Raw genomic sequence first — 22,488 nt, 5'->3', positions numbered from 1 at the left:
TAATGAGAGGCTTTACCGCAGGGGCGGTCGAGGGTTGTCATTAGTCGCGAGGATGCAACTGAAGATTGGTAATCAATGGCGGGCTACAGATAGCCATGCCCCGAAGTTAAGGACTTTGATTTTGCTGAATCCGATCGTACGCAAATTCCAATATGGTCAACATACCGTCACGCTGGAAACCGGCATGATGGCTCGCCAGGCGACAGCCGCTGTTATGGTGAGCATGGACGATACTGCAGTATTCGTCACTGTAGTAGGTCAGAAAAAATCTAAACCAGGTCAGGATTTCTTCCCACTGACCGTGAACTATCAGGAGCGTACTTACGCTGCTGGTCGTATCCCAGGCAGCTTCTTCCGTCGTGAAGGCCGTCCAAGCGAAGGCGAAACCCTGATTTCGCGTCTGATTGACCGCCCGATTCGTCCGCTGTTCCCGGAAGGTTTTGTTAACGAAGTTCAGGTTATCGCCACTGTTGTCTCTGTGAACCCACAGGTTCATCCGGACATCGTTGCCATGATCGGTGCTTCTGCTGCACTGGCGCTTTCTGGTCTGCCGTTCAATGGCCCAATTGGTTCTGCGCGTGTTGGTTACATCAACGATCAATATGTCCTGAACCCAACCGCAGATGAGCTGAAACAGTCTCGTCTGGATCTGGTGGTTGCCGGTACGCAGAATGCCGTTCTGATGGTTGAATCTGAAGCTGAGATCCTGTCAGAAGAGCAGATGCTGGGCGCCGTGGTCTTTGGTCACGACCAGCAGCAGATTGTTATCGAAAACATTAATGCTCTGGTTGCTGAAGCGGGCAAACCACGCTGGGACTGGCAGCCAGAAGCGGCCAATACCGCACTGATTTCTCGCGTTGCTGCCCTGGCAGAAGCGCGCATCAGCGATGCTTACCGCATCACTGACAAGCAGGAGCGTTACACCCAGGTTGGCGTCATTAAAGACGAAACCATCGCTGCGCTGCTGGCTGAAGATGAAACGCTGGATGGTTCAGAAATCGGCGATATCGTGCATAGCCTTGAAAAAACCGTTGTTCGTACTCGCATCCTGAATGGCGAGCCACGCATCGATGGTCGTGAAAAAGATATGATCCGTGGTCTGGACGTGCGTACTGGCGTATTGCCACGTACACACGGTTCATCACTGTTCACCCGTGGTGAGACGCAGGCACTGGTTACTGCAACGCTGGGTACGACCCGCGATGCGCAGAACCTTGATGAGCTGATGGGCGAACGTACCGACAGCTTCCTGTTCCATTACAACTTCCCTCCATACTCTGTCGGCGAAACCGGCATGGTAGGTTCGCCGAAGCGTCGTGAGATTGGTCACGGTCGTCTGGCGAAGCGCGGCGTGTTAGCGGTAATGCCTAAAGCGGAAGATTTCCCTTACACCATTCGTGTTGTTTCTGAAATCACCGAATCTAACGGCTCTTCTTCAATGGCCTCTGTCTGCGGTGCCTCACTGGCGCTGATGGATGCAGGTGTGCCAATCAAAGCCGCCGTTGCCGGTATCGCAATGGGTCTGGTGAAAGAAGATGAGAAGTTTGTTGTTCTGTCTGACATCCTGGGCGATGAAGATCACCTGGGCGACATGGACTTCAAAGTAGCCGGTAGCCGTGAAGGTATCACCGCGCTGCAGATGGACATCAAAATCGAAGGCATCACGCGTGAAATCATGCAGGAAGCGCTGAACCAGGCCCGGGGTGCACGTCTGCACATTCTGGGCGTTATGGAACAGGCTATCAGCACGCCGCGTACTGAGATTTCTGAATTCGCACCACGCATTTACACCATCAAAATCAGCTCTGACAAGATCAAAGATGTGATCGGTAAAGGCGGCTCAGTGATTCGTGCACTGACCGAAGAGACCGGCACAACGATTGAAATTGAAGATGACGGCACCGTGAAAATCGCTGCGACCGATGGTCTGAAAGCGAAAGAAGCGATTCGTCGTATCGAAGAGATTACCGCAGAGATCGAAGTGGGCCGCGTTTACAGTGGTAAAGTGACCCGTATCGTTGACTTCGGCGCCTTCGTTGCAATCGGTGGTGGTAAAGAAGGTCTGGTTCACATTTCACAAATCGCTGATAAGCGCGTTGAGAAAGTGACTGACTATCTGCAGATGGGTCAGGAAGTACCGGTTAAGGTGATGGAGGTTGATCGCCAGGGCCGTGTACGTCTGAGCATCAAAGAAGCGACAGAATCTAAGCCGCAGGCTGAAGAAGCTGTCGCGGTGACCACGCCTGACGCTGCTGAATAAGTCGTTGCTGATTTGCCCCTCTCTGCCTGGCAGAGAGGGGCGTTTGTATCATCGCGAGGGCGGGAATCCTTGTGCACAGCAGGCGGATGACAGGATGGTTATCCCAATGTTTGTATTCGGGAGTGGGAAATGAAGCCTTTTCTGCGCTGGTGTTTTGTTGCGACAGCTTTGACGCTGGCAGGATGCAGCAACTCCAATTGGCGTAAGAACGAAGTTCTTGCAGTGCCTTTACAGCCCACACTGCAGCAGGAAGTGATACTGGCGCGCATGGAACAAATTCTTGCCAGTCGCGCTCTCACCGATGATGAACGCGCACAGCTGTTATATGAGCGCGGAGTGTTGTATGATAGTTTAGGTCTGCGGGCATTAGCGCGGAACGATTTTTCGCAAGCGCTGTCTATAAGACCAGATATGCCCGAAGTGTTTAACTACTTAGGCATATATTTAACGCAGGCGGGCAACTTTGATGCCGCCTATGAAGCGTTTGATTCTGTACTTGAGCTTGATCCAACTTACAACTATGCGCATTTAAACCGTGGTATCGCCCTCTATTACGGCGGTCGATACAAGTTAGCGCAAGATGATCTGCTGGCGTTTTATCAAGACGATCCTAACGATCCTTTCCGCAGTTTGTGGCTCTATCTCGTTGAACGTGAGATGGATGTCGACAAGGCAAAAGTCGCGCTTCAACAGCGTCACGACAAAGCGGTCAGAGATCAATGGGGATGGAATATTGTCGAGTTCTACCTTGGAGATATCAACGAGAAAACGTTGATGGAAAGTCTCAAGGCGGACGCAACGGATAACACCTCGCTCGCTGAACATCTCAGTGAAACCAACTTCTATTTAGGTAAGTACTACCTAAGTCTGGGGGAGAAGGACGACGCGAAAGCGTTGTTCAAACTGGCGGTGGCCAACAACGTCAATAACTTTGTTGAACACCGATACGCATTGTTGGAACTGGCGCAACTCGGCCAGGCACAAGACGATTTATCAGAATCTGACCAGCAATAGCTGACGAACTTAATTTGCCTGTAAAACCTGTTAAGTCATCATCTTAAAGGATGAAGGCTTTTCTGTTCGTCAAAACTTTTAATTTGAGCCGGTTCACACTTTTTGATGAAAATGACTGAAAGTTTTCACGACGAGTTATGTAGACTGGCCGCCGCAATCTAAGAGGCACGTGTACTACATGACTGATATTCAAACCACTTTTGCTGACCTTGGCCTGAACGCCGACATCCTTGAATCACTGAATGGCATGGGCTACGTAAAGCCATCCCCAATCCAGGCTGAGTGTATTCCTCACCTGCTGGCGGGCCGTGACGTGTTAGGCATGGCGCAGACCGGGAGTGGTAAAACCGCGGCGTTCTCTCTGCCGCTGTTACATAACATTGATCCTACTGTTAAAGCGCCACAAATCCTGGTGCTGGCACCTACCCGCGAACTGGCGGTACAGGTTGCTGAAGCAGTTACCGAATTCTCTAAACACATGCGTGGCCTGAACGTGGTTGCCCTTTACGGCGGCCAGCGTTATGACGTGCAGCTGCGCGCACTGCGTCAGGGACCACAGGTTGTTGTGGGTACGCCTGGCCGTCTGCTTGACCACCTGAAACGCGGCACGTTAGACCTTTCTAACCTGCGTGGCCTGGTGCTGGATGAAGCAGACGAAATGCTGCGCATGGGCTTCATCGAAGACGTTGAAACCATCATGGCGCAAATTCCAGCCGATCATCAGACCGCGCTGTTCTCTGCAACCATGCCGGAAGCGATTCGTCGTATCACCAAACGCTTCATGAAAGATCCACAGGAAGTGCGTATTCAGTCAAGCCTGACCACGCGTCCTGATATCAGCCAGAGCTACTGGACCGCTTACGGTCGTAAAACAGACGCACTGGTTCGCTTCCTGGAAGCAGAAGACTTTGATGCTGCCATCATCTTCGTGCGTACCAAAAACGCAACCATGGAAGTAGCAGAAGCGCTGGAACGTAGTGGCTATAACAGCGCCGCGCTGAACGGTGACATGAACCAGGCTCTGCGTGAGCAGACGCTTGAGCGCCTGAAAGATGGTCGTCTCGACATTCTGATTGCAACCGACGTTGCGGCCCGTGGCCTGGACGTTGAACGCATCAGCCTGGTTGTTAACTACGACATCCCGATGGACTCAGAATCTTACGTTCACCGTATCGGCCGTACCGGTCGTGCTGGTCGTGCTGGCCGTGCGCTGCTGTTCGTTGAGAACCGCGAACGCCGTCTGCTGCGTAACATCGAACGTACCATGAAGCTGACTATTCCTGAGGTAGAACTGCCTAACGCAGAACTGCTGGGTGAGCGTCGTCTGGCTAAGTTTGCTGCTAAAGTTCAGCAGCAGCTGGAAAGCAGCGATCTGGATCAGTACCGTGCTCTGCTGGCTAAAATGCAGCCAGAAGAGGAAATGGATCTGGAAACACTGGCAGCCGCACTGCTGAAGATGGCACAGGGCGAACGTCCTCTGATTCTGCCACCAGAAGCACCGCGTCCGGCACGTCGCGAATACCGCGATCGTGACGAGCGTGATGGCCGTCGTGACAGCCGTGAAGCGCGTGGCGATTCTCGTGCTCCGCGTGAAAACCGCGAAAGCCGTGATGGCGATCGTCCACGTCGCGAACGTCGTGACGTTGGCGAAATGCAGCTGTACCGCATCGAAGTAGGCCGCGATGATGGTGTTGAAGTTCGTCACATCGTTGGCGCTATCGCTAACGAAGGCGACATCAGCAGCCGTTACATCGGTAACATCAAGCTGTTCGGTACCCACTCGACTATCGAGCTGCCGAAAGGCATGCCAGGCGATGTGCTGCAGCACTTTACCCGTACCCGTATTCTGAACAAGCCGATGAATATGCAGTTACTGGGTGATGCACAGCCGAACGAAGGCCGTGGTGACCGTCGTCCAGCTGGTGCTGGCGGTGAGCGTCGCAGCGGTCCAGGTGCAGGCGGTCCGGGCGCAGCTAACCGTGAAGGTGGTCGTCGCTTCTCTTCTGAACGCCGTGAAGGTGGTCGTGAAGGCGGCGGACGTACTTTCAACCGTGAAGGTAGCCGTGGTCCACGTCGTGAAGAGGGCGCAGCCGCCGCTCCACGTCGTCGTGATGCATAACGACTTAGCGTCGTAACAAAAAGGGAAGCCAATGGCTTCCCTTTTTTTATGCCTGTCAGGCACCGCCGCTGATCATCACGCGCTCGCCGCTGACCCAGGCGGACTCTTCAGAGGCCAGAAACAGCGCAACCTGCGCCACATCTTCCGGCAGACCAAAGCGTCCCAGCGGCGTGGCAGCCAGCAGTTGCGCTTTGAGCTGCGGGCTCATTCTCTTCGCGGCCAGTAATCCCTCCGTCAGAATCATGCCTGGTGCCAGGGCATTAACCCGGATGTTCTTTGCGCCCAGCTCGCGCGCCAGTCCCTGGGTCAGGGTATCCACTGCGCCTTTGGTTGCCGCCCAGAGCACGGAACCTGGCGTGCTGTTTTTACTGTTCAGGGCGCTGAGATTAATAATGCTGCCGCCGTGCGCCGGGAAGTGACGAATCGCCTGCTGACAGACCATCAGCGTACCCAGCAGGTTAACGTTAATCTGCTGCTGCATCTCCTCCAGCGTCAGCGCCGCAAACTCGCCGTGATGAAAACTGCCCGCATTGTTCACCACAATGTCGGGCGCGCCGAAGCACTCTGCGGTGGTGGCGAACAGCCGTTCCACATCCCGCAGGAGAGAGATATCTGCCTGTACCGCCACGGCTTCACTGCCCAGGTTGACGATATCGCTGACCACGTCAGCCGCTCCCACTTCATCCTGACGATAGTTGACCACGACGCGGGCGCCAGCCGTGGCAAAAGCGATGGCAATCGCCGCACCAATGCCTTTTGAGGCGCCTGTTACCAGCGCGATTTTATTCTGCAGTGCCTTCATTATGTTGTTCTCCGCCGTAATGATTGCGTCGAAAGACTATGCGCGCTGGCGCCGAAAAGCGGGTAGTGCAATCCTGCAAGCTTCTTGCACGATCCTGCAAAAGTAACGCAACGGGACAGGTATTCCGCTCAGCGTCAGGTAATATCAGCACAGATAGCGGGAGGGGAGAACACAGTGACAGAGAGTGAGAAGTGGCAGGGGCTGGCACAGTTAATTGCCCGTCATGCTCCGGAGGATGGGCGGCATTCAAGTGCCATAGATTGCCTGTTTTTTGGCCGGGTTTCAGCACCGACTGAGCCGATGCACTTTGCTCAATGGGCCAGTTTTGCCCTGGTGGCACAGGGCGGTAAGGCGCTGCATATCGGTGATGAGGTGCTGCACTATGGTCCGGGCGATCTGCTGCTGGTGACGCTGGATATGCCGGTGCGCGCCTGCGTCACCGTCGCCACGCCGGAAAAACCCAATCTGGGGATTGGTATTGCCATCAATGAATCCCGGCTGATGCGCTACCTCGAACAGTTTCCCCCGACGCTGCCGCTGGTGACACCAGACAGTGAACGCGGCGTCACCGTGCATAAGGTCTCACCTTTGCTGGTGGATGCGGTTATCCGGCTGGTACGCCTGCTTGACCATCCTGAGGACATTGAGGCGCTGGCCCCGCTCATTGAGCAGGAGATTTTCTACCGGCTGCTGACCGGGCCGGAAGGTTCGCGCATCCTGAATATGGCGCTGGCTGAGCGGCCGGGCAACCGGGTCGCGCAGGCTGCCCGCTGGCTGCGGGAAAATTTTCATCAGCCACTGAAGATCGATCGGCTCGCCAGCAGTGTCGGCATGAGCATCTCTTCGCTGCATCATCACTTCAAAGCCGTGACGGCTATGACGCCGATGCAATACCAGAAACAACTGCGGCTGAATGAGGCGCGACGTTTGATGATGGTAGAAAAGCTGGATGCCGGTACGGCAGGCTATCGGGTGGGGTATCAGAGCGCGTCACAGTTCAGCCGGGAGTATCGCCGCCTGTATGGGCAATCTCCGGCCAGGGATAGTCGTCAGCTGGCGGTGAGCCCGGAGAGATTGCGCCCACCGCAGAACTGATTACAGGCTGTTAGCCGCTTCCATCGCAATGGCGAAGGAGCGCAGGCGCGCTTCGGAATCAAAAATCTGGCCATTGACCATAATTTCATCCGCCTGGGTTTCACGCATCAGCGAGGCCAGCCCATGACGCACTTTGTCCGTATCGCCGACCAGCGACATGCTGAGCGCCTGCTGTACACCATACTGTTCTGATGGCGACCAGAGGTTATCCATATTTTCAACCGGTGCCGGTAACGGGCCCGGTTTGCCGCGGCGCAGGTTGATAAACTGCTGCTGCTGCGAGGTAAACAGGAAGCGCGCATCACGCTCACTGTCTGCGGCGATCACGTTAATGCAGACCATGGCATAAGGCTTGTCGAGACGCGCCGATGGCTGGAAGTTTTCACGGTAGACGTGCAGCGCCTGGAACAGTTGGTCAGGGGCAAAATGGGAGGCAAACGCAAACGGCAGGCCCATTTTCGCTGAAAGCTGTGCGCTGTAGAGACTGGAGCCGAGCAGCCAGACCGGAATCTGCAGGCCCAGACCGGGTACAGGCTGCACTGGCGGCTGCGCATCCGCTTCGGCATCGAACCAGCTAATCAGTTCAGCCACATCCTCGGGGAACGTGTCGATGTGCATGTTGGCCTGATGACGGCGCAGTGCCATCATGGTGCGCTGGTCAGAACCTGGCGCGCGACCTAAGCCGAGATCGATACGGCCAGGATAGAGAGAGGCCAGCGTACCAAACTGCTCGGCGATCACCAGCGGCGCATGGTTAGGCAACATAATGCCGCCGGAGCCCAGCTTCAGAGTCTCGGTATTCGCCGCCAGATAGCCAATCAGCACGGAGGTGGCTGCGCTGGCAATCCCCGTCATGTTGTGATGTTCAGCCAGCCAGTAGCGTTGATAGCCCAGTTTTTCAGCCTGACGCGCCAGCGCCAGCGAATTATGGAACGCATCCCGAGCGGTCGCGCCCTGTGGAATCGGCGCGAGATCCAGCACGGACAGGCGAAGAGGTTTTTTATCAGACATGACTACTCCCGTTGTATGGCGCAGGCGTTAAGTTAAGGCCTGCACCATTTAGTATTACGCATCATTCCTTATATTAAAACTGCTAACCTCAGCAGGAATATAGCCGGTATGTGCTTTTATTCAGGATGCCAGCGTCATGCCCGCCAGTTTGCGCCAGTAACCGTTACAATCACTGCCTTTTGCGACCATTAGCGGAGCCTGACCGTTTTCATTGGCGCGGAAACGGTCGATCTCTGCCAGCGTCGTCACATCCTGCGGCGAGAGCCGTATGCAATCGACCTGGCCGTGCATACCAGCCAGATCGTTACCCAGGTTATAGCAGTAGCCGCTCATGGTCTGAATGCCATTGAGGACGAACACCTGCTGCCCCTCCTGTGAGTTGACGCGCCGGCCTGTCGGATAGTTGATACAGCAGGTTTCGCAATCATCTTTCGCGCGGTTTTCCGAGCGGGCGGTGAAGCAGCGCGCTGAGAGCGCCAGCGGCAGATGACCGTAGCCCAGCACCTCCACCTCAAACTGCTGCCGGATACCCCGCGTCTCGCACTGCTCCAGCAGCTGTAGCAGCCAGTCACGTGACATCTCCACCGGCATACACCAGCGCGTCATGCCCTCTTTGACCAGCAGCTGCAGCGTGTCGGCGTTATAAACATTGAGCGTCGGACCCGCGACAAAGGGCAGATGACGCTCAGCGGCCATGTTAACCGTGCCGATATCATTGGCTTCAATCAGGAACTCACCGTTCTCTACGTAACGCTGCAGCTCTTTCAGCTCAGAGGGCGATTGCAGCAGCGCCAGCGTGCTCAGCACCACCTGTTTGCCGCTGGCCGCGAGTTCACGAGCCAGCGCCATCCAGCGGGCATAGGGCGTGGCGCGACGTTTACTGCACACCGCTTCGCCAAGGTAGATAATATCCGCGCTACTGCGGGCAGCCTGCTGGTAAAAATCTTCCAGCGTATCGGTCGGCCAGTACCAGAGCACCGGCCCAAGGGCATATTGCATCATGACTCCTTATTGCCATTCACGGTGATAAGCACCCAGCGTGGTTTGCGAACCTTCTGAGAGATCGCCCAGCGTCTGCATCCACTGTGGTGCGACTTCAAACTGTTCCGGCTGCGCCTTGCAGCGATCAATTGCCTGACGCCAGACGCGCGCCACGTCAGCGACATAGGCAGGGCTGCGCTGACGGCCTTCGATTTTCACCGAGGCGATGCCTGCCCGCAGTAGTTCCGGCAGCAGCTCCAGCGTGTTCAGACTGGTGGGCTCCTCGAGCACGTGATAACGCTTGTCGTTAACCATATAGCGTCCTTTGCAAAGTGTCGGATAACCCGCGCTTTCGTCCGGGGCGTAGCGATCGATCAACACTTCATTAAGACGTGACTCCATGCCCTGCGGCGTCTGCTGCCAGCGCACAAACTTCGCCGGAGAGCAGGCACCGGCGCTGTTAGGCGATTCACCGGTCAGCCAGGAAGAGAGGTAGCAGCGGCCTTCCGCCATGATGCACAGGCTGCCAAAGGCGAACACCTCCAGCGGCACCGGTGTGCTGCGCGCCAGCTGTTTAACCTGGTGAATCGACAGGACGCGCGGCAGCACCACACGCTGCAGATTGAAGTGGCGATGGTAAAAGCGAATCGCCTCCAGATTGGTTGCCGAAGCCTGTACAGAAAGATGACGTTCAACCTGGGGATAGTGCGTCGCGGCATACTCCAGCGTGGCGATATCCGCCAGGATCAGCGCGTCGGCTCCGTTTTGCGCCGCCACATCAATCGCCCGCTGCCAGCGACCCATGCCATCCGGATGGGCAAAGGTGTTGATCGCGACATGCAGTTTGCGACGATGCTGATGAAGATAGCGCGCGGCTTCAGCCAGTTTCTTATCGGTGAAATTCAGACCCGCAAAATGACGGGCATTGGTGTCATCTTTCAGCCCCACATACACCGCATCAGCGCCATTCTCTACAGCGGTGCGCACTGCGGGTAAGTTTCCTGCCGGGCAGAGCAGTTCCATAGATATTCCTCTCAACATGCAGATGGGCGTCGAGTCTAGGCATCTGGTCCGGGCAGCGTGTTGATTTGGGGCAGTGAAATTCAAATTCATCCGCCCGGCGGCGCTTTTTTTACCTGCATGGCAGCGGTTTTTATTGATCTCAGAGGAGGCGCGCAGAAAAGGATATGGCAATATACGTAAAATTTTCTGAAGGGAGTGACGAAAGTGTTAGAGCGGATACATGCCCATTGTGTGAAAAACGGTCCTAAAATCTTAGGGTTACCCGCTGCGTTCACCCCATTCCCGGTCAAAAAGTTGCTTCTGCAACAACTCTTAAACTGGCAATTTCGTCATGCTTTGGCTGAAGGTGAGTTAGACTTTCTGGATGGTCGACTGCTGGGTATTGAAATTGCCGATCTCAATCTGCAATGGATAACCACGCTGCAGGACGGCCGACTGGCGGTATTGCAACAGTCCGAAGCGGATGTCTGGTTTCGGGGCAATGCCAATGATCTGTTGCTGGTGGCAGCACGTAAAGCAGATCCCGACATGCTGTTCTTTCAACGCCGGCTGGTGATTGAAGGTGACACTGAACTGGGACTTGAGGTGAAGAACGTAATGGATGCTATTGAACCCGAGGCTATGCCCACCGCGTTACGCACGGCAATTGAGCAGATGGCGGCATTTGTCGACGCCGGCATGAAACAGGACGCGAAGGCCGCACAGGCGCGCGCAGGTGCTGCATGTTGATTCGTAGTGAAATTGGCGTGGATGCCGCAGGCATCGACGCGCTGCTCAGACGCTGCTTCAGTACCTCTGCAGAGGCGGAACTGACTCAGGCGCTGCGTGAAGATGGCTTGCTGACCTTAGGTGTGGTCGCGACGGATGACGAGGGACAGGTGCTGGGTTATGCCGCATTCAGTCCGGTCAGCGTGCAGGGTGAAGATCGCGGCTGGGTTGGGCTGGCACCGCTGGCCGTCGATGAGACGCTGCGCGGTCAGGGAATTGCCAGCAAGCTGATCTATGAGGGGCTGGATACGCTCAATGAATTTGGCTACAGCGCGGTAGTGGTGCTGGGCGATCCGGCGCTGTTCAACCGTTTTGGTTTTGAACCGGCGGCACGCCACGGCCTGCGCAGCCGCTGGCCGGGCACAGAGGCAACGTTCCAGGTCTACCGTCTGGCGGATAATGCGTATGACGGGGCGGAAGGGCAGATCGACTTCGCCGAACCCTTTAATCGCCAGCCGTAATACCCAGCCAGCTCTCCAGACAGCCGGGCTGGCCCGCCACCAGCAGTAATTTCTGCTGGCGAGTCAGCTGCTTGACCTGATACTCCAGTCTGGAGGCGCTGGCGCGATCGCCCGCGTCACAGTGAAACACCAGGTCCAGCGGCCCTTTGCCGCGCAGCGCGCGGGCGCCGCGTCCGCTCTGGTGCTGAGCGACCCGACGCACCACATCCGTGGTGATACCGGTGTACAGGCTCCCTTTCGCCGTACGGACGATGTAGAGTTGCCACTGCTGACTCATCGCAATCATTTCCCAAAAAAAGGTGCCGGGCAGTGTAGCGCGCTTCACTCTCCGGTGCACCGCCAGGAGTTTATCTTGTCCGATCACGCCCATCTGGTTCGCTATCTGAGAAAGCAGCATGTGCTTTCACTCTGCTGTACCGCCGACGATCAACTATGGTGCGCTAACTGCTACTACGTCTTTGACGAGACGCGCATGGCCTTCTGGATCATGACGGAACCCGATACCCGCCACGGTGAGTTAATGGTGCAGAATCCGCAGGTTGCGGGCACCGTCAATGGCCAGCCAAGAAGCGTGCTGCTGATTAAAGGCGTGCAGTATCGTGGTCATGTCAAACGGCTGGAGGAGACAACAGAGCAGATCGCCAGAGCCGCTTACCAGAAACGTTTTCCGGTCTCACGCAAAGTGTCGGCACCGCTGTGGGAGATTGTGCTGGATGAAGTGAAGATGACGGATAATGCGCTGGGATTCGGCAAGAAAATTGCCTGGCAGCGGGAGAAATAGGAACGCCCTTTTCAGCAGAAAAGGGCGTCGCGGCTTACAGCGCTTCGAGGATCCGCAGGGATTCACGATTAAAGGCCGGTAAATCGGCCGGGGTGCGGCTGGTGACCAGCTTATCGTCGTCTACTACCACTTCCTTATCATGGAAGTCGGCACCGGCATTGATCAGGTCAATGGCAACGGCCTTAACGGTAGTCATCTTGCGACCGCGCACGCCGTTAGCGCTAATCAGCAGCTGTGGCCCGTGGCAGATGGCAAAAATTGGCTTGCCGCTGGCGACAAACTCTTTGGTAAAAGCGACAAAACGATCGTCGCCGCGCAGGGCATCGGGCGAGTGACCGCCAGGCAGGAGCAGGGCGTCAAATTCAGCCGGGCTGACGTCATCAATGCTGCGATCGATGGTCACTTCCGCTTCGCCTTTCTTGCCTTTAACGACATTACCGGCTTGTTTCTCAATGGTAACCACCTCAAAACCAGCGCGTTTGTAAACTTCCGCAGGTGAGGTAAATTCTGAGTCTTCAAATTCATCGGTAATTAAAACCGCCACTTTCTTGCTCATTTTTTTCCTCCTTCAGCATGTGGAGCGCGAGACGCGCTTTCCGGATAACGCTATAAGCCTGGTCGCTGAGAGTGAGAACGCAAGCCAGCCCGTTAAGATCAGCTATCTTTTAACCAGTCAGCAGTGAAATAAGGATGAATCTGAGATGAATCGCGTATTACTGACCGGTGCCACCGGCTTAGTCGGGTCGCATCTGCTGCGCTTACTGATTGAGGATCCACGCGTCGATGAGATCATCGCGCCAACCCGTCGGCCACTGCCCGCGATGAACAAGGTGGTGAATCCGGTTGAGGCCGATCTCACCGATGTCCTCGGGCCGCTGCAAAGCTCGCTGGACACGGTGTTCTGCTGCCTGGGCACCACGCGTAAGCAGGCGGGCAGTAAACAGGCTTTTATCCACGTTGATTACACCCTGGTGGTGGACAGCGGGTTAAGCGGATTACGTCTGGGGGCGAAGCAGATGCTGGTGGTCAGCGCGCACGGGGCCAGTCGTCACTCACCGTTTTTATATAATCGCGTCAAAGGCGAAATGGAGAATGCGCTGCGCCATCAGGGCTGGCCGCGCCTGACGCTGGTGCGGCCTTCATTGCTGCTAGGGGATCGCGCGCAGAAGCGCCGGGGTGAAAGCCTGGCGGGACCGCTGTTCTCGCTCCTGCCGGGCAACTGGCGGGCGGTCAGCGCGCACGACGTGGCACGCTGTCTGCACCAGCAGGCTTTTACGCCGGGGAGTGAGAGCGTCAAAATCATTGAGTCTGGCGAAATCCCGCGCCACTCAGCGTAACTGCCAGATAATCTGATTACGGCTGCCGCGCCATTGCAGCGTGGCATCCTTCTCCTCTTCGACAAAACGGCCATCGATCAGCACGTCGAGATAGACCAGCACAGCGCGCTGCGCCGCATTCAGCTCCTGCATCCGGTAACCGGTCCAGAGCCAGATATCTTTACCGGGACACGTCTGTCGCACCCGTTTCACCAGACGGCGAATGTGCGGCACGTTATGCGGATGCAGCGGATCGCCGCCGCTCAGCGACAATCCCTGGCGCGGAATGCGGGTGTCCTGCAAATCCGCCAGCAGTTGCTCCTCCATCTCAAGCGTAAAGGGCACGCCGGAGTCGAGCCGCCAGGTGCTCTGGTTATAACAGCCGCGACACTGATGTTCGCAACCAGCGACAAACAGCGTGCAGCGGGTGCCAGGTCCATTAACGATATCCACATCATAGTAGCGATGGATATGCATCATCCCAGCGGTCCTTCAGACAGATGCTTCACCCGACGCTGCACTTCCTGCTGTTTACCGGCATTAAAGGGCCGCGCATCCGGGCTGCCCAGATAGCCGCAGACCCGCCGGGTGACGGAGACGCGCGCCGGATCGTGGTTGCCGCAATTCGGACAGGTGAAGCCGCGGCTGGTACAGGTGAACTCGCCGTTGAAGCCGCACTCGTAGCACTCATCAATCGGGGTATTAGTGCCGTAATAGGGCACGCGGTCGTAGCTGTAATCCCAGACATCCTCCAGCGCCTTGAGGTTGTGCTGCACATTCGGGTATTCGCCGTAACAGATGAATCCGCCATTCGCCAGCGGCGGATAGGGCGCTTCAAAGTCGATTTTGTCGTAAGGATTGACCTTCTTCTCAACGTCGAGATGGAAGCTGTTGGTGTAGTAGCCCTTGTCGGTAACGCCTGGCACCAGGCCAAACTGCGCCGCATCAAGACGGCAGAAACGGTCGCACAGATTCTCACTTGGCGTGCTGTAAAGGCTGAACCCATAGCCTGTTTCAGCTTTCCAGCGCTCGGTGGCATCGCGCATGTAAGCAATGATCTCTACCCCTTTGGCGCGCAGGGCCGCGTCATCGTAAGGATGCTGATGACCGCCGCTGAGCGCATTCAGGGTTTCATGCAGGCCGATATAGCCCAGCGACAGCGACGCACGGCCATTACGGAAAATAGGACCGACTTCATCATCCGCATTCAGCCGAACGCCACAGGCGCCTTCCATATAGAGGATGGGCGCGACGCGCGCTTTGGTCTTCTCCAGCCGCGCCACCCGCGTCATCAGCGCCCGCTTAGCCAGCTGCAGTCGCGCATCGAGCAGCCTCCAGAAGCGCGCTTCATCCCCGCCCGCTTCCAGTGCGATGCGCGGCAGGTTCAGGCTGATTACCCCGATATTGTTGCGGCCCTCATGAATCTGCTCGCCGTTCTCTTCATAAACGCCCAGGAAACTACGGCAGCCCATTGGGGTTTTAAACGAGCCGGTGACTTTAACCACCTGATCGTAATTGAGGATGTCGGGATACATCCGCTTGCTGGCGCACTTCAGCGCCAGTTGTTTGATATCGTAATTAACGTCGCCCGCCCGGCGGTTGACGCCTTCGCGAATGCTGAACACCAGTTTAGGGAACACCGCCGTCTTGCGATTTTTACCCAGTCCGGCCAGCCGGTTAAGCAGAATCGACTGCTGAATCAGCCGGGCCGCCCAGTCCGTCCCCAGGCCAAAACCAAAGGTGACAAACGGCGTCTGGCCGTTGGCGGTGTGCAGGGTATTCACCTCATACTCCAGCGACTGAAAGGCGTCGTAGCACTCTTTCTCCGTACGCTGGCGCGCATACTGCTCGGCCTGCGGGATCTGCCACTGCTCAGCAATCGCCAGATGCCGGGCATAGCTCTGCTCAACAAACGGGGCCAGCACTTCATCAATACGGTTAATGGTGGTGCCGCCGTAAATATGGCTGGCGACCTGCGCGATGATCTGCGCCGTCACGGCGGTAGCGGTGGCGATCGATTTAGGCGGCTCGATTTCAGCATTGCCCATTTTGAAACCGTTGGTCAGCATGCCTTTCAGATCGATCAGCATGCAGTTGAACATCGGGAAGAAAGGGGAGTAGTCGAGATCGTGATAGTGGATCTCGCCGCGCTCGTGCGCCAGCACCACATCGCGTGGCAGGATCTGCTGCTGTGCGTAGTGTTTTGCCACGATCCCGGCCAGCAGATCGCGCTGCGTCGGGATCACTTTGCTGTCTTTGTTGGCATTCTCGTTCAGCAGCGCCGCATTGGTCTGATCGACCAGTCCACGAATGGCGTGATGTAACTGGCTCTGACGATCGCGGGCGACATCGCGATCGTGGCGGTATTCAATGTAGGCGCGGGCCAGTTGAGGGTAAGGACCCGCCATCAGCGTCTCTTCTACTGCACACTGAATTTCACGGATATCCACTTCCGGACAATCGGCCAGCCGCAATGCCACGCGCTCAGCGACCTGCGCGCACCAGGCCGCGTCTTCTACTTCGGCTGCCCGTGCCGCCGCCGCCACGGCCTGCTCAATACGCTGCGCATCAAAGCCTGTCCGGCATCCATCACGCTTGATTACCACCGTCGCCATTTCTCTCTCCATAAACTACATATAGGGGTCGAAAGGATTCTATTCGCTACATGTAGTGATTGCTGAGAATTATTGCGATCAGATTTGACCTGAAACAAGGAAGCCTCAACCCGCTGGAAAACTCTGGCTGATGTAAAAAATCGGGTGCTGGTTCAGGTTTCCTGCAGGATCCACTGGCGGATTGGCGTGCAGCAACTTTAATCAACGTTCTGCCCTGTCAAAACGTTGACGTTACAAGGATGCCCGCCAATGTGGTTACCCCGTTCTTTGCTCCTGCTCCTGCTCCTGCTCCCGGCCCTCAGCCCAATCGCCCTGGCCAGTTCGCTGCCGCTGATGCCCTGGCCGCAACAGGTGGAACAGCCCGCCAGCGGCGGCACGCTTACCCTGACGCCGCAGCTGACGCTGCAAATCTCTGGCGATCATCTGGCGGGTGCTGAAGCGCGCTGGCTGGAGCGGATCAGTAATCAGACCGGCTGGCCGCTGTTGCCCGCCACCCAGCCGATAGCAGTACCGACTATCCGCATCGTCATTGCGAAGGCGGTGGATCCGCAGCCGCTGCCTGATAGCGATGAGAGCTATCAGTTGCAGGTCGATGGCGACGGCGTCCTGTTAACCGCGCCCAGCCGTTTCGGCGCGATGCGCGGCATGGAAACCCTGCTGCAGCTGATACAAAACGGCGCACAGGGGACAACCATTCCTTACGTCACCATCCACGATCATCCGCGCTTTCCGTGGCGCGGCGTGCTGATCGACACGGCGCGTCACTTTATGCCGGTGGAGACGCTTAAACGTCAGATCGACGGCATCGCCGCCGCGCGCATGAACGTCTTTCACTGGCATCTTACTGACGATCAGGGCTGGCGCTTCGCCTCCAGCCACTATCCCCAGCTGCAGCAGAAAGCCAGCGATGGCAACTATTACAGCCAGCAGCAGATGCGGGAGATCGTGAAATATGCCACCGATCGCGGGGTGCGTGTGGTGCCCGAGCTGGATATGCCGGGACATGCGTCCGCGCTGGCGGTGGCGATGCCAGAGCTGATTAGCGCACCCGGCCCCTGGCAGATGGAGCGCGGCTGGGGCGTCTTTAAACCGCTGCTCGATCCCAGCAACGAACAGGTTTATCAGGTGATCGACACGCTGGTGGGTGAGATGGCGGCGATCTTCCCCGATCCCTGGCTGCACATTGGCGGCGATGAGGTGGATCCGACACAGTGGAACGACTCGCCTGCTATCCAGCAGTTTATGCGCGATCACGATCTGAAAGATGCCCATGCGCTTCAGGCATATTTCAATCAGCGGGTAGAGAAGATCCTGGAAGCCCATCACCGTCAGATGGTGGGCTGGGATGAGATTGCCCATCCCGATCTGCCGCGCAGCATTCTGATCCAGTCGTGGCAGGGTCAGGATGCGCTGAGCGCGCTGGCAAAAGAGAACTACCGCGGCATCCTCTCCACCGGTTTCTACCTCGATCAGCCTCAGCCTGCCAGCTATCACTACCGCAATGAGGTCACGCCACAGGGCCTCAACGGCCAGGATCGTCTGCGGCCAGGCGATCAGGCGCAGAGCTGGTCATTCACCATGCCGCGGCTGAAAGGCAGCCCGGTGAAGGGCAGCTTTACGCTGATACAGGGAGAACCAGGCTGGCGCGGTTTTATCGACTTCGATGGCAAAGCCCGCCGGATGGTCAGTCAGATTAACTGGCTCTCGACGCGGCAGGTGCGGTTTAGCGTGGATAGCTGGATGGGGCCGTTCCAGCCGGTGGTCACGCTGCAACAGAACGCTCTTAAAGGTTATGCAGAGGTAGGCAACGTGCGTTATCCCACCAGCGGTCAACGGCTGGCGCAGACGCCTGCGGGCATCGCGCCCGCGCTGCCCACACCTGAGCAGGTGCAGCAAAATCTGCTGGGTGGCGAGGCGGCGCTGTGGGCGGAAAACATCAACAGCCAGATTATTGATACCAAACTGTGGCCGCGCGCCTTCGTGGTGGCCGAGCGGTTATGGTCGGCGCAGGATGTCACCAATACCGACTCGATGTATTCGCGGCTGGCGGCGATGGATCGCTGGAGCAGCGTGTCGGTCGGAACGCTGCAACATGCGCAGACGGAGCAGCAGATGATGCGGCTGGCCAGTGGGCATGACATCGCCCCACTGCGGGTTCTGGCCGAGGTGCTGGAACCGGCGCAATACTACACGCGTCAGCATCTCAAGTTTCAGGCGGGCCATTACGACTACCATGAACCCCTGAACCGGCTGGCAGATGTACTGCCCGCTGAGAGTGAGGCGGTACGTCAGCTGGAGCAGCAGGTCGCCGTGTTAATCGCCAATCGTAATAATCCGGCTGCCGCCTCTGCGGTTCGCGCGCCGCTGCAGCGCTGGCAGGCTAACACCAGCGCGGTGCTGCCGATCATTAACGCCAGTGCAACGCTGAAGCCGCTGGCACAGAGCGTGCAGCAGATCGAGGCGCTGAGCGCCATGGGCCTCGCGCTGGTTAATGCTTACGTTCGCAATCAGGCGTTTGGTGCCAGTGAAGTGGCGGAGATGCGTGCGACACTGGATGCCGCCGCAGAGGTACAGGATGAAACAGTGATTGCGCTGGTCAGGCCGCTGGAGACGCTGCTGCGCGCCTTTCAGTAAACGCTGCGGCCGGATTAACCGGCCATAGCGTCCTCAGGCCGGGCCGCTGACCGAGTGGCGGCGCACCAGGGTCGGGCTGAACATGTGGGTCACTTCCGGCAGCGGCTGATTGTTGGCCAGCGCCAGCGCCAGCTGGGCCGCCTGCTGCGCCATGGTGACAATCGGATAGCGGATGGTGGTGAGGCGCGGTCGCACATAGCGCGAAACCAGCACATCATCGAAGCCGATCAGCGACATCTCTTCCGGCACCCGAACACCGTTATCGCTCAGCACCGCCAGCGCGCCGGCGGCCATTGAGTCGTTGTAGCAGGCGACGGCGGTGAAATTCTTGCCGCGACCCAGCAGTTCCGTCATCGCCTGCTCACCGCCCACTTCATCTGGTTCGCCCCAGGTGACCAGCCGATCGCTGCACGGCAGGCCATGTTCTTTCAGCGCATCGTAGTAACCCTGCAGGCGATCTTCTGCATCGGAGATGGTGTGGGTCGAGCAGATAAAGGCGATATTCTGGTGGCCAAGCTGGATCAGATGACGGGTTGCCAGCCAGGCGCCGTAGCGATCGTCGAGCGCGATACAGCGCTTTTCAAAGCCTTTTATCAGCCGGTTCAGCAGCACCATGCCAGGCACCTGCTTCATCAGCACTTCCAGCTCTGCATCGGGGATTTTCTTGGCGTGAACCACCAGCGCCGCGCAGCGGTGACGCATCAGTTGTTCAATCGCCTGCCGCTCTTTTTGCTCATTATGGTAACCGTTACCAATCAGCAAAAAGTTACCGGTGTCACCTGCAACCTCATCCACGGCTTTAACCATTGCGCCAAAAAAGGGATCGGAGACGTCACCGACAATCAGGCCGAGCGTTTCGGTCGATTGCTGCGCCAGCGCGCGTGCGTTGGCGTTCGGGTGATACTGAAGCTGCTCCATCGCCTGACCTACGGCCTGTCGGGAGCTGTCGCTGGCTTTGGGAGAATTATTGATTACACGGGAGACTGTGGCGACAGAAACGCCAGCCAGTCGCGCAACATCCTTTATGGTAGCCATGCGTTGACCTGCTTTGGGGAAAACGTTTACACATCGCATCAGTGTTACGGAAAAGGGCGGACACATCAACCCGACAGAATGCCAGCGTCGTCGCAAAAAGGGGTAAAAACGGTCACTGCTGCACGTCTTCTGCTGAGGCGTCGCACCATGCTATGCTCAATCTCCCACCTGGCTACCGTGAAAAACAACGATGAAAACCAAAGTGCCACATCTGGCGCACTGGGGCGCCTTTACCGCCGTCACTGAAAACGATCGCCTGATTGGCTGCGAACCTTTCTTCGCCGATGCCGATCCGTCACCGATGATCCACACCATTCCTGAACTGGTCTATTCCGACAAACGCATTCGTCAGCCGATGGTGCGGCGCTCGTGGCTGAAGTCACGCGAAAAAAGCGACCGTACGCTGCGTGGCCGGGAGGATTTTGTTGCCGTCGACTGGGAAACCGCACTGGATCTGGTGGCGGAGGAGAATCGCCGCATTCGCGAGCGCTATGGCGCATCGGGCATTTTCAACGGCTCCTACGGCTGGTCATCGGCCGGACGTGTTAACCATGCCCGCACCCTGATTCGTCGCTTCTACTTTCAGGGCGGCGGCGGTGTTGATCAGCAGGGTAACTACAGCTGGGGCGCCGCGCAGTTCTTCCTGCCCTATGTGATTGGCACCTACATGCCGCTGACCGGGCGCGTCACCGAATGGCCGCAGGTGGTGGAACATGCCGAAATTTTTGTCGCCTTTGGTGGGCTGGCGCTGAAAAACGCCCAGGTCGCCTCGGGGGGCGCAGGGCAGCACAGCCTGAAACCGGCGCTGATGCAGCTGGCGGCCAAAGGCACGCCGGTGATCAACATCAGCCCGATGCGGGATGACTGCCCGGAATTTGTTAACGCCGAGTGGATTCCGATTCGCCCCAACACCGACGTGGCGCTGATGCTGGCGCTGGGTCATGAGATCACCCAGCGCGGTGCAGTTGACGAAGCGTTTCTCGCCAGCCACTGCACCGGCTGGCCGCAGCTGCGCGCCTATCTGCTGGGCGAAACCGACGGCGTGGCGAAAACCGCCGGCTGGGCCAGCCGTATCACCGGCATCCCGGCCGATCGCATTGTGCAGCTGGCGCAGCAGCTCACCGGCAAGCGCAGCTTTATTACCTGCTCCTATTCCGTTCAGCGCGCCCATCGCGGCGAGCAGCCTTACTGGATGATGATTGCGCTGTCGTCGATGCTTGGCCAGCCAGGCCTGCCGGGCGCAGGTTTCTCTTTTGGTCACGGTTCGATGAACAGCGTCGGCAACCCGCGCCAGGAAGGTCCTGCTCCGATGATGAGCACCGGCCCCAATCCTTCCGGGCTGTCGATTCCGGTGGCGCGGATCAGCGATATGCTGCTCAATCCCGGCCAGCCTTACCGCTTTCAGGGCGAAACCCTGCACTATCCCGACATTCACATGGTGCACTGGGCGGGCGGCAATCCTTTCCATCATCACCAGCAGCTCAACCGGCTGGTGGAGGGCTGGCAGCGGCCCGATACGGTCGTGGTGCAGGATATCGTCTGGACACCCGCCGCGCAGATGGCGGACATCGTACTGCCCGCGACCACCACGCTGGAGCGCAATGACATCGGCGGCTCCTCCCGTGACCGCTTTGTGCTGGCGATGCATCAGGCGATTAAACCGCAGCATCAGGCGCGCAACGACTTCGATATTTTTGCTGACCTGGCGGAGCGCCTCGGCTACCGCGATACCTTCACCGAAGGGCGCAACGAGATGCAGTGGATCGCCCATCTTTATCAGCAGTGTGCGACGGCGCATCAGCGTAAAGGCATCGATTTCCCGTCGTTTGAGGAGTTCTGGCAGCGCGGCTTTGTGGAGATCCCCGAAGGGGGCAAACCCTATCAGTTTATGGATGATTTCCGTGCCGATCCGCAGGCCAATCCGATTAAAACTGCCAGCGGCAAAATCGAGCTCTTCAGCCAGACCATTGCGGACTACCAGCTGGACGATTTCGCCGGCCATCCGGAATGGCGTGAACCGCAGGAGTGGCTCGGTTCGCCGGTCAGCCGCGACTATCCGCTGCACATGATCTCAATTCAGCCTTCCGACCGGTTACACAGTCAGCTGGATGCTACAGAAACGGTGCAGGGTAATAAAACCGCCGGACACGAAACGCTTTACATGCATCCGCAGGATGCGGCCGCGCGCGGGCTGGTGGAGGGCGACGAGATAGAGGTGAGCAACGCACGCGGCGTGATGCTGGCGGGCGTGCGGATCACCGAGGGCGTGACGCAGGGCGTGGTGATTATCGCCACCGGCGCCTGGTTTGATCCCGGCTTTGGCAAGGCGTGGCAGCCGCACGATCGCGCGGGTAACCCCAACGTGCTGACGCTCGACATCGGCACCTCGTCGCTGACGCAGGGGCCAAACGCCATGAGCTGCCTGGTGGAAATCAAAAAACATCAGGATTGCACAATAGCGTAAGGATCTCATGGCTGGTTACATTTTGCCGGTAACTGTTGCGTTTGAGAGATGGCAGCCGATCGATCCCTCTTGCTACATTCAGGGTCCCAGAGGTATTGATGGGTGAACA

Annotated in this window: 20 protein-coding genes; 11 read left to right on the top strand and 9 right to left on the bottom strand. The window is 57.6% G+C overall.

Going from position 1 to position 22,488, the window contains the following annotated elements:
- The first annotated feature begins 121 nt into the window (after positions 1-121).
- From pnp to ACX8ZY_RS17575, 4 genes are all read left to right on the top strand, one after another.
- A complete protein-coding gene (gene pnp, locus ACX8ZY_RS17590) occupies positions 122-2,260 on the top strand; it encodes a polyribonucleotide nucleotidyltransferase (RefSeq protein ID WP_010251767.1) in 2,139 nt (712 codons plus the stop codon).
- A gap of 129 nt (positions 2,261-2,389) precedes the next feature.
- A complete protein-coding gene (gene nlpI, locus ACX8ZY_RS17585) occupies positions 2,390-3,274 on the top strand; it encodes a lipoprotein NlpI (RefSeq protein ID WP_010251765.1) in 885 nt (294 codons plus the stop codon).
- Between the two features lie 105 nt (positions 3,275-3,379).
- Positions 3,380-3,436: a protein YrbN gene (yrbN, locus tag ACX8ZY_RS17580; protein ID WP_098053093.1), complete on the top strand. Its 57-nt coding sequence runs from the start codon at positions 3,380-3,382 to the stop codon at positions 3,434-3,436.
- A 16-nt stretch (positions 3,437-3,452) separates the two neighbouring features.
- Positions 3,453-5,393 (top strand): DEAD/DEAH family ATP-dependent RNA helicase, encoded by a 1,941-nt coding sequence (locus tag ACX8ZY_RS17575; RefSeq protein WP_031592043.1) that lies wholly within the window; start codon positions 3,453-3,455, stop codon positions 5,391-5,393.
- 55 nt (positions 5,394-5,448) lie between these two features.
- On the opposite strand, the gene ACX8ZY_RS17570 is transcribed toward ACX8ZY_RS17575, so the two are convergent.
- The gene (locus ACX8ZY_RS17570) at positions 5,449-6,195 is read right to left on the bottom strand and encodes an SDR family NAD(P)-dependent oxidoreductase (RefSeq protein WP_421665132.1); all 747 of its coding nucleotides are present in this window, start codon (positions 6,193-6,195) and stop codon (positions 5,449-5,451) included.
- A 174-nt stretch (positions 6,196-6,369) separates the two neighbouring features.
- Between ACX8ZY_RS17570 and ACX8ZY_RS17565 the strand changes: the two genes are divergently transcribed.
- Positions 6,370-7,290, top strand: a complete 921-nt coding sequence (locus tag ACX8ZY_RS17565; protein ID WP_022625283.1) for an AraC family transcriptional regulator — start codon at positions 6,370-6,372, stop codon at positions 7,288-7,290.
- Here the strand turns inward: ACX8ZY_RS17565 and ACX8ZY_RS17560 are convergent, their stop codons facing one another.
- The 3 genes from ACX8ZY_RS17560 to ubiU form a co-directional block, all read right to left on the bottom strand.
- Positions 7,291-8,301: a luciferase-like monooxygenase gene (locus tag ACX8ZY_RS17560; RefSeq protein WP_010251755.1), complete on the bottom strand. Its 1,011-nt coding sequence runs from the start codon at positions 8,299-8,301 to the stop codon at positions 7,291-7,293.
- 120 nt (positions 8,302-8,421) lie between these two features.
- Positions 8,422-9,300 (bottom strand): U32 family peptidase, encoded by an 879-nt coding sequence (locus ACX8ZY_RS17555; protein WP_033759648.1) that lies wholly within the window; start codon positions 9,298-9,300, stop codon positions 8,422-8,424.
- A 9-nt stretch (positions 9,301-9,309) separates the two neighbouring features.
- Positions 9,310-10,305: a ubiquinone anaerobic biosynthesis protein UbiU gene (ubiU, locus tag ACX8ZY_RS17550; RefSeq protein WP_052271171.1), complete on the bottom strand. Its 996-nt coding sequence runs from the start codon at positions 10,303-10,305 to the stop codon at positions 9,310-9,312.
- A 204-nt stretch (positions 10,306-10,509) separates the two neighbouring features.
- Between ubiU and ubiT the strand changes: the two genes are divergently transcribed.
- Positions 10,510-11,034 carry a ubiquinone anaerobic biosynthesis accessory factor UbiT gene (ubiT, locus tag ACX8ZY_RS17545; RefSeq protein WP_010251750.1) on the top strand — a complete coding sequence of 175 codons (525 nt, stop codon included), beginning with the start codon at positions 10,510-10,512 and terminating at the stop codon, positions 11,032-11,034.
- Positions 11,028-11,534 (top strand): GNAT family N-acetyltransferase, encoded by a 507-nt coding sequence (locus tag ACX8ZY_RS17540; protein ID WP_033759650.1) that lies wholly within the window; start codon positions 11,028-11,030, stop codon positions 11,532-11,534. The genes ubiT and ACX8ZY_RS17540 overlap by 7 nt, the downstream gene beginning before the upstream one ends.
- Here the strand turns inward: ACX8ZY_RS17540 and ACX8ZY_RS17535 are convergent.
- Complete coding sequence (locus ACX8ZY_RS17535; protein WP_031292823.1) at positions 11,518-11,811, bottom strand: GIY-YIG nuclease family protein; 294 nt, start codon at positions 11,809-11,811, stop codon at positions 11,518-11,520. The two genes, ACX8ZY_RS17540 and ACX8ZY_RS17535, sit on opposite strands and share 17 nt — an antisense overlap.
- Before the next feature lie 75 nt (positions 11,812-11,886).
- On the opposite strand from ACX8ZY_RS17535, the gene ACX8ZY_RS17530 reads away from it, so the two are divergent.
- Positions 11,887-12,315: a YhbP family protein gene (locus ACX8ZY_RS17530; RefSeq protein WP_029519474.1), complete on the top strand. Its 429-nt coding sequence runs from the start codon at positions 11,887-11,889 to the stop codon at positions 12,313-12,315.
- Positions 12,316-12,349: 34 nt separating this feature from the next.
- On the opposite strand, the gene ACX8ZY_RS17525 is transcribed toward ACX8ZY_RS17530, so the two are convergent.
- A complete protein-coding gene (locus tag ACX8ZY_RS17525; protein ID WP_010251739.1) occupies positions 12,350-12,871 on the bottom strand; it encodes a type 1 glutamine amidotransferase domain-containing protein in 522 nt (173 codons plus the stop codon).
- A 145-nt stretch (positions 12,872-13,016) separates the two neighbouring features.
- Between ACX8ZY_RS17525 and ACX8ZY_RS17520 the strand changes: the two genes are divergently transcribed.
- Complete coding sequence (locus ACX8ZY_RS17520; RefSeq protein ID WP_022625290.1) at positions 13,017-13,652, top strand: NAD(P)H-binding protein; 636 nt, start codon at positions 13,017-13,019, stop codon at positions 13,650-13,652.
- Here ACX8ZY_RS17520 and nrdG read toward each other — a convergent pair.
- Positions 13,644-14,111 carry an anaerobic ribonucleoside-triphosphate reductase-activating protein gene (nrdG, locus tag ACX8ZY_RS17515; protein WP_033778405.1) on the bottom strand — a complete coding sequence of 156 codons (468 nt, stop codon included), beginning with the start codon at positions 14,109-14,111 and terminating at the stop codon, positions 13,644-13,646. The two genes, ACX8ZY_RS17520 and nrdG, sit on opposite strands and share 9 nt — an antisense overlap.
- Positions 14,108-16,246 carry an anaerobic ribonucleoside-triphosphate reductase gene (nrdD, locus tag ACX8ZY_RS17510; protein WP_421665131.1) on the bottom strand — a complete coding sequence of 713 codons (2,139 nt, stop codon included), beginning with the start codon at positions 16,244-16,246 and terminating at the stop codon, positions 14,108-14,110. The genes nrdG and nrdD overlap by 4 nt, the downstream gene beginning before the upstream one ends.
- A gap of 249 nt (positions 16,247-16,495) precedes the next feature.
- Here nrdD and ACX8ZY_RS17505 point away from each other — a divergent pair, with 249 nt between their 5' ends.
- Entirely contained in the window at positions 16,496-18,880 is a 2,385-nt protein-coding gene (locus ACX8ZY_RS17505) for a beta-N-acetylhexosaminidase (protein ID WP_421665130.1), read from the top strand.
- Between the two features lie 33 nt (positions 18,881-18,913).
- Here the strand turns inward: ACX8ZY_RS17505 and galR are convergent, their stop codons facing one another.
- Positions 18,914-19,915 (bottom strand): HTH-type transcriptional regulator GalR, encoded by a 1,002-nt coding sequence (gene galR / locus ACX8ZY_RS17500; RefSeq protein WP_010251726.1) that lies wholly within the window; start codon positions 19,913-19,915, stop codon positions 18,914-18,916.
- A 190-nt stretch (positions 19,916-20,105) separates the two neighbouring features.
- On the opposite strand from galR, the gene ACX8ZY_RS17495 reads away from it, so the two are divergent.
- A complete protein-coding gene (locus ACX8ZY_RS17495) occupies positions 20,106-22,379 on the top strand; it encodes a molybdopterin guanine dinucleotide-containing S/N-oxide reductase (RefSeq protein ID WP_323169155.1) in 2,274 nt (757 codons plus the stop codon).
- The last annotated feature ends 109 nt before the right edge of the window (positions 22,380-22,488 follow it).

Source organism: Pantoea sp. XAF26B01_ASV70, from assembly GCF_054512635.1.
The sequence above is the reverse complement of the archived record's forward strand: the minus strand, read 5'-3'. Positions and strand labels throughout refer to the sequence as shown.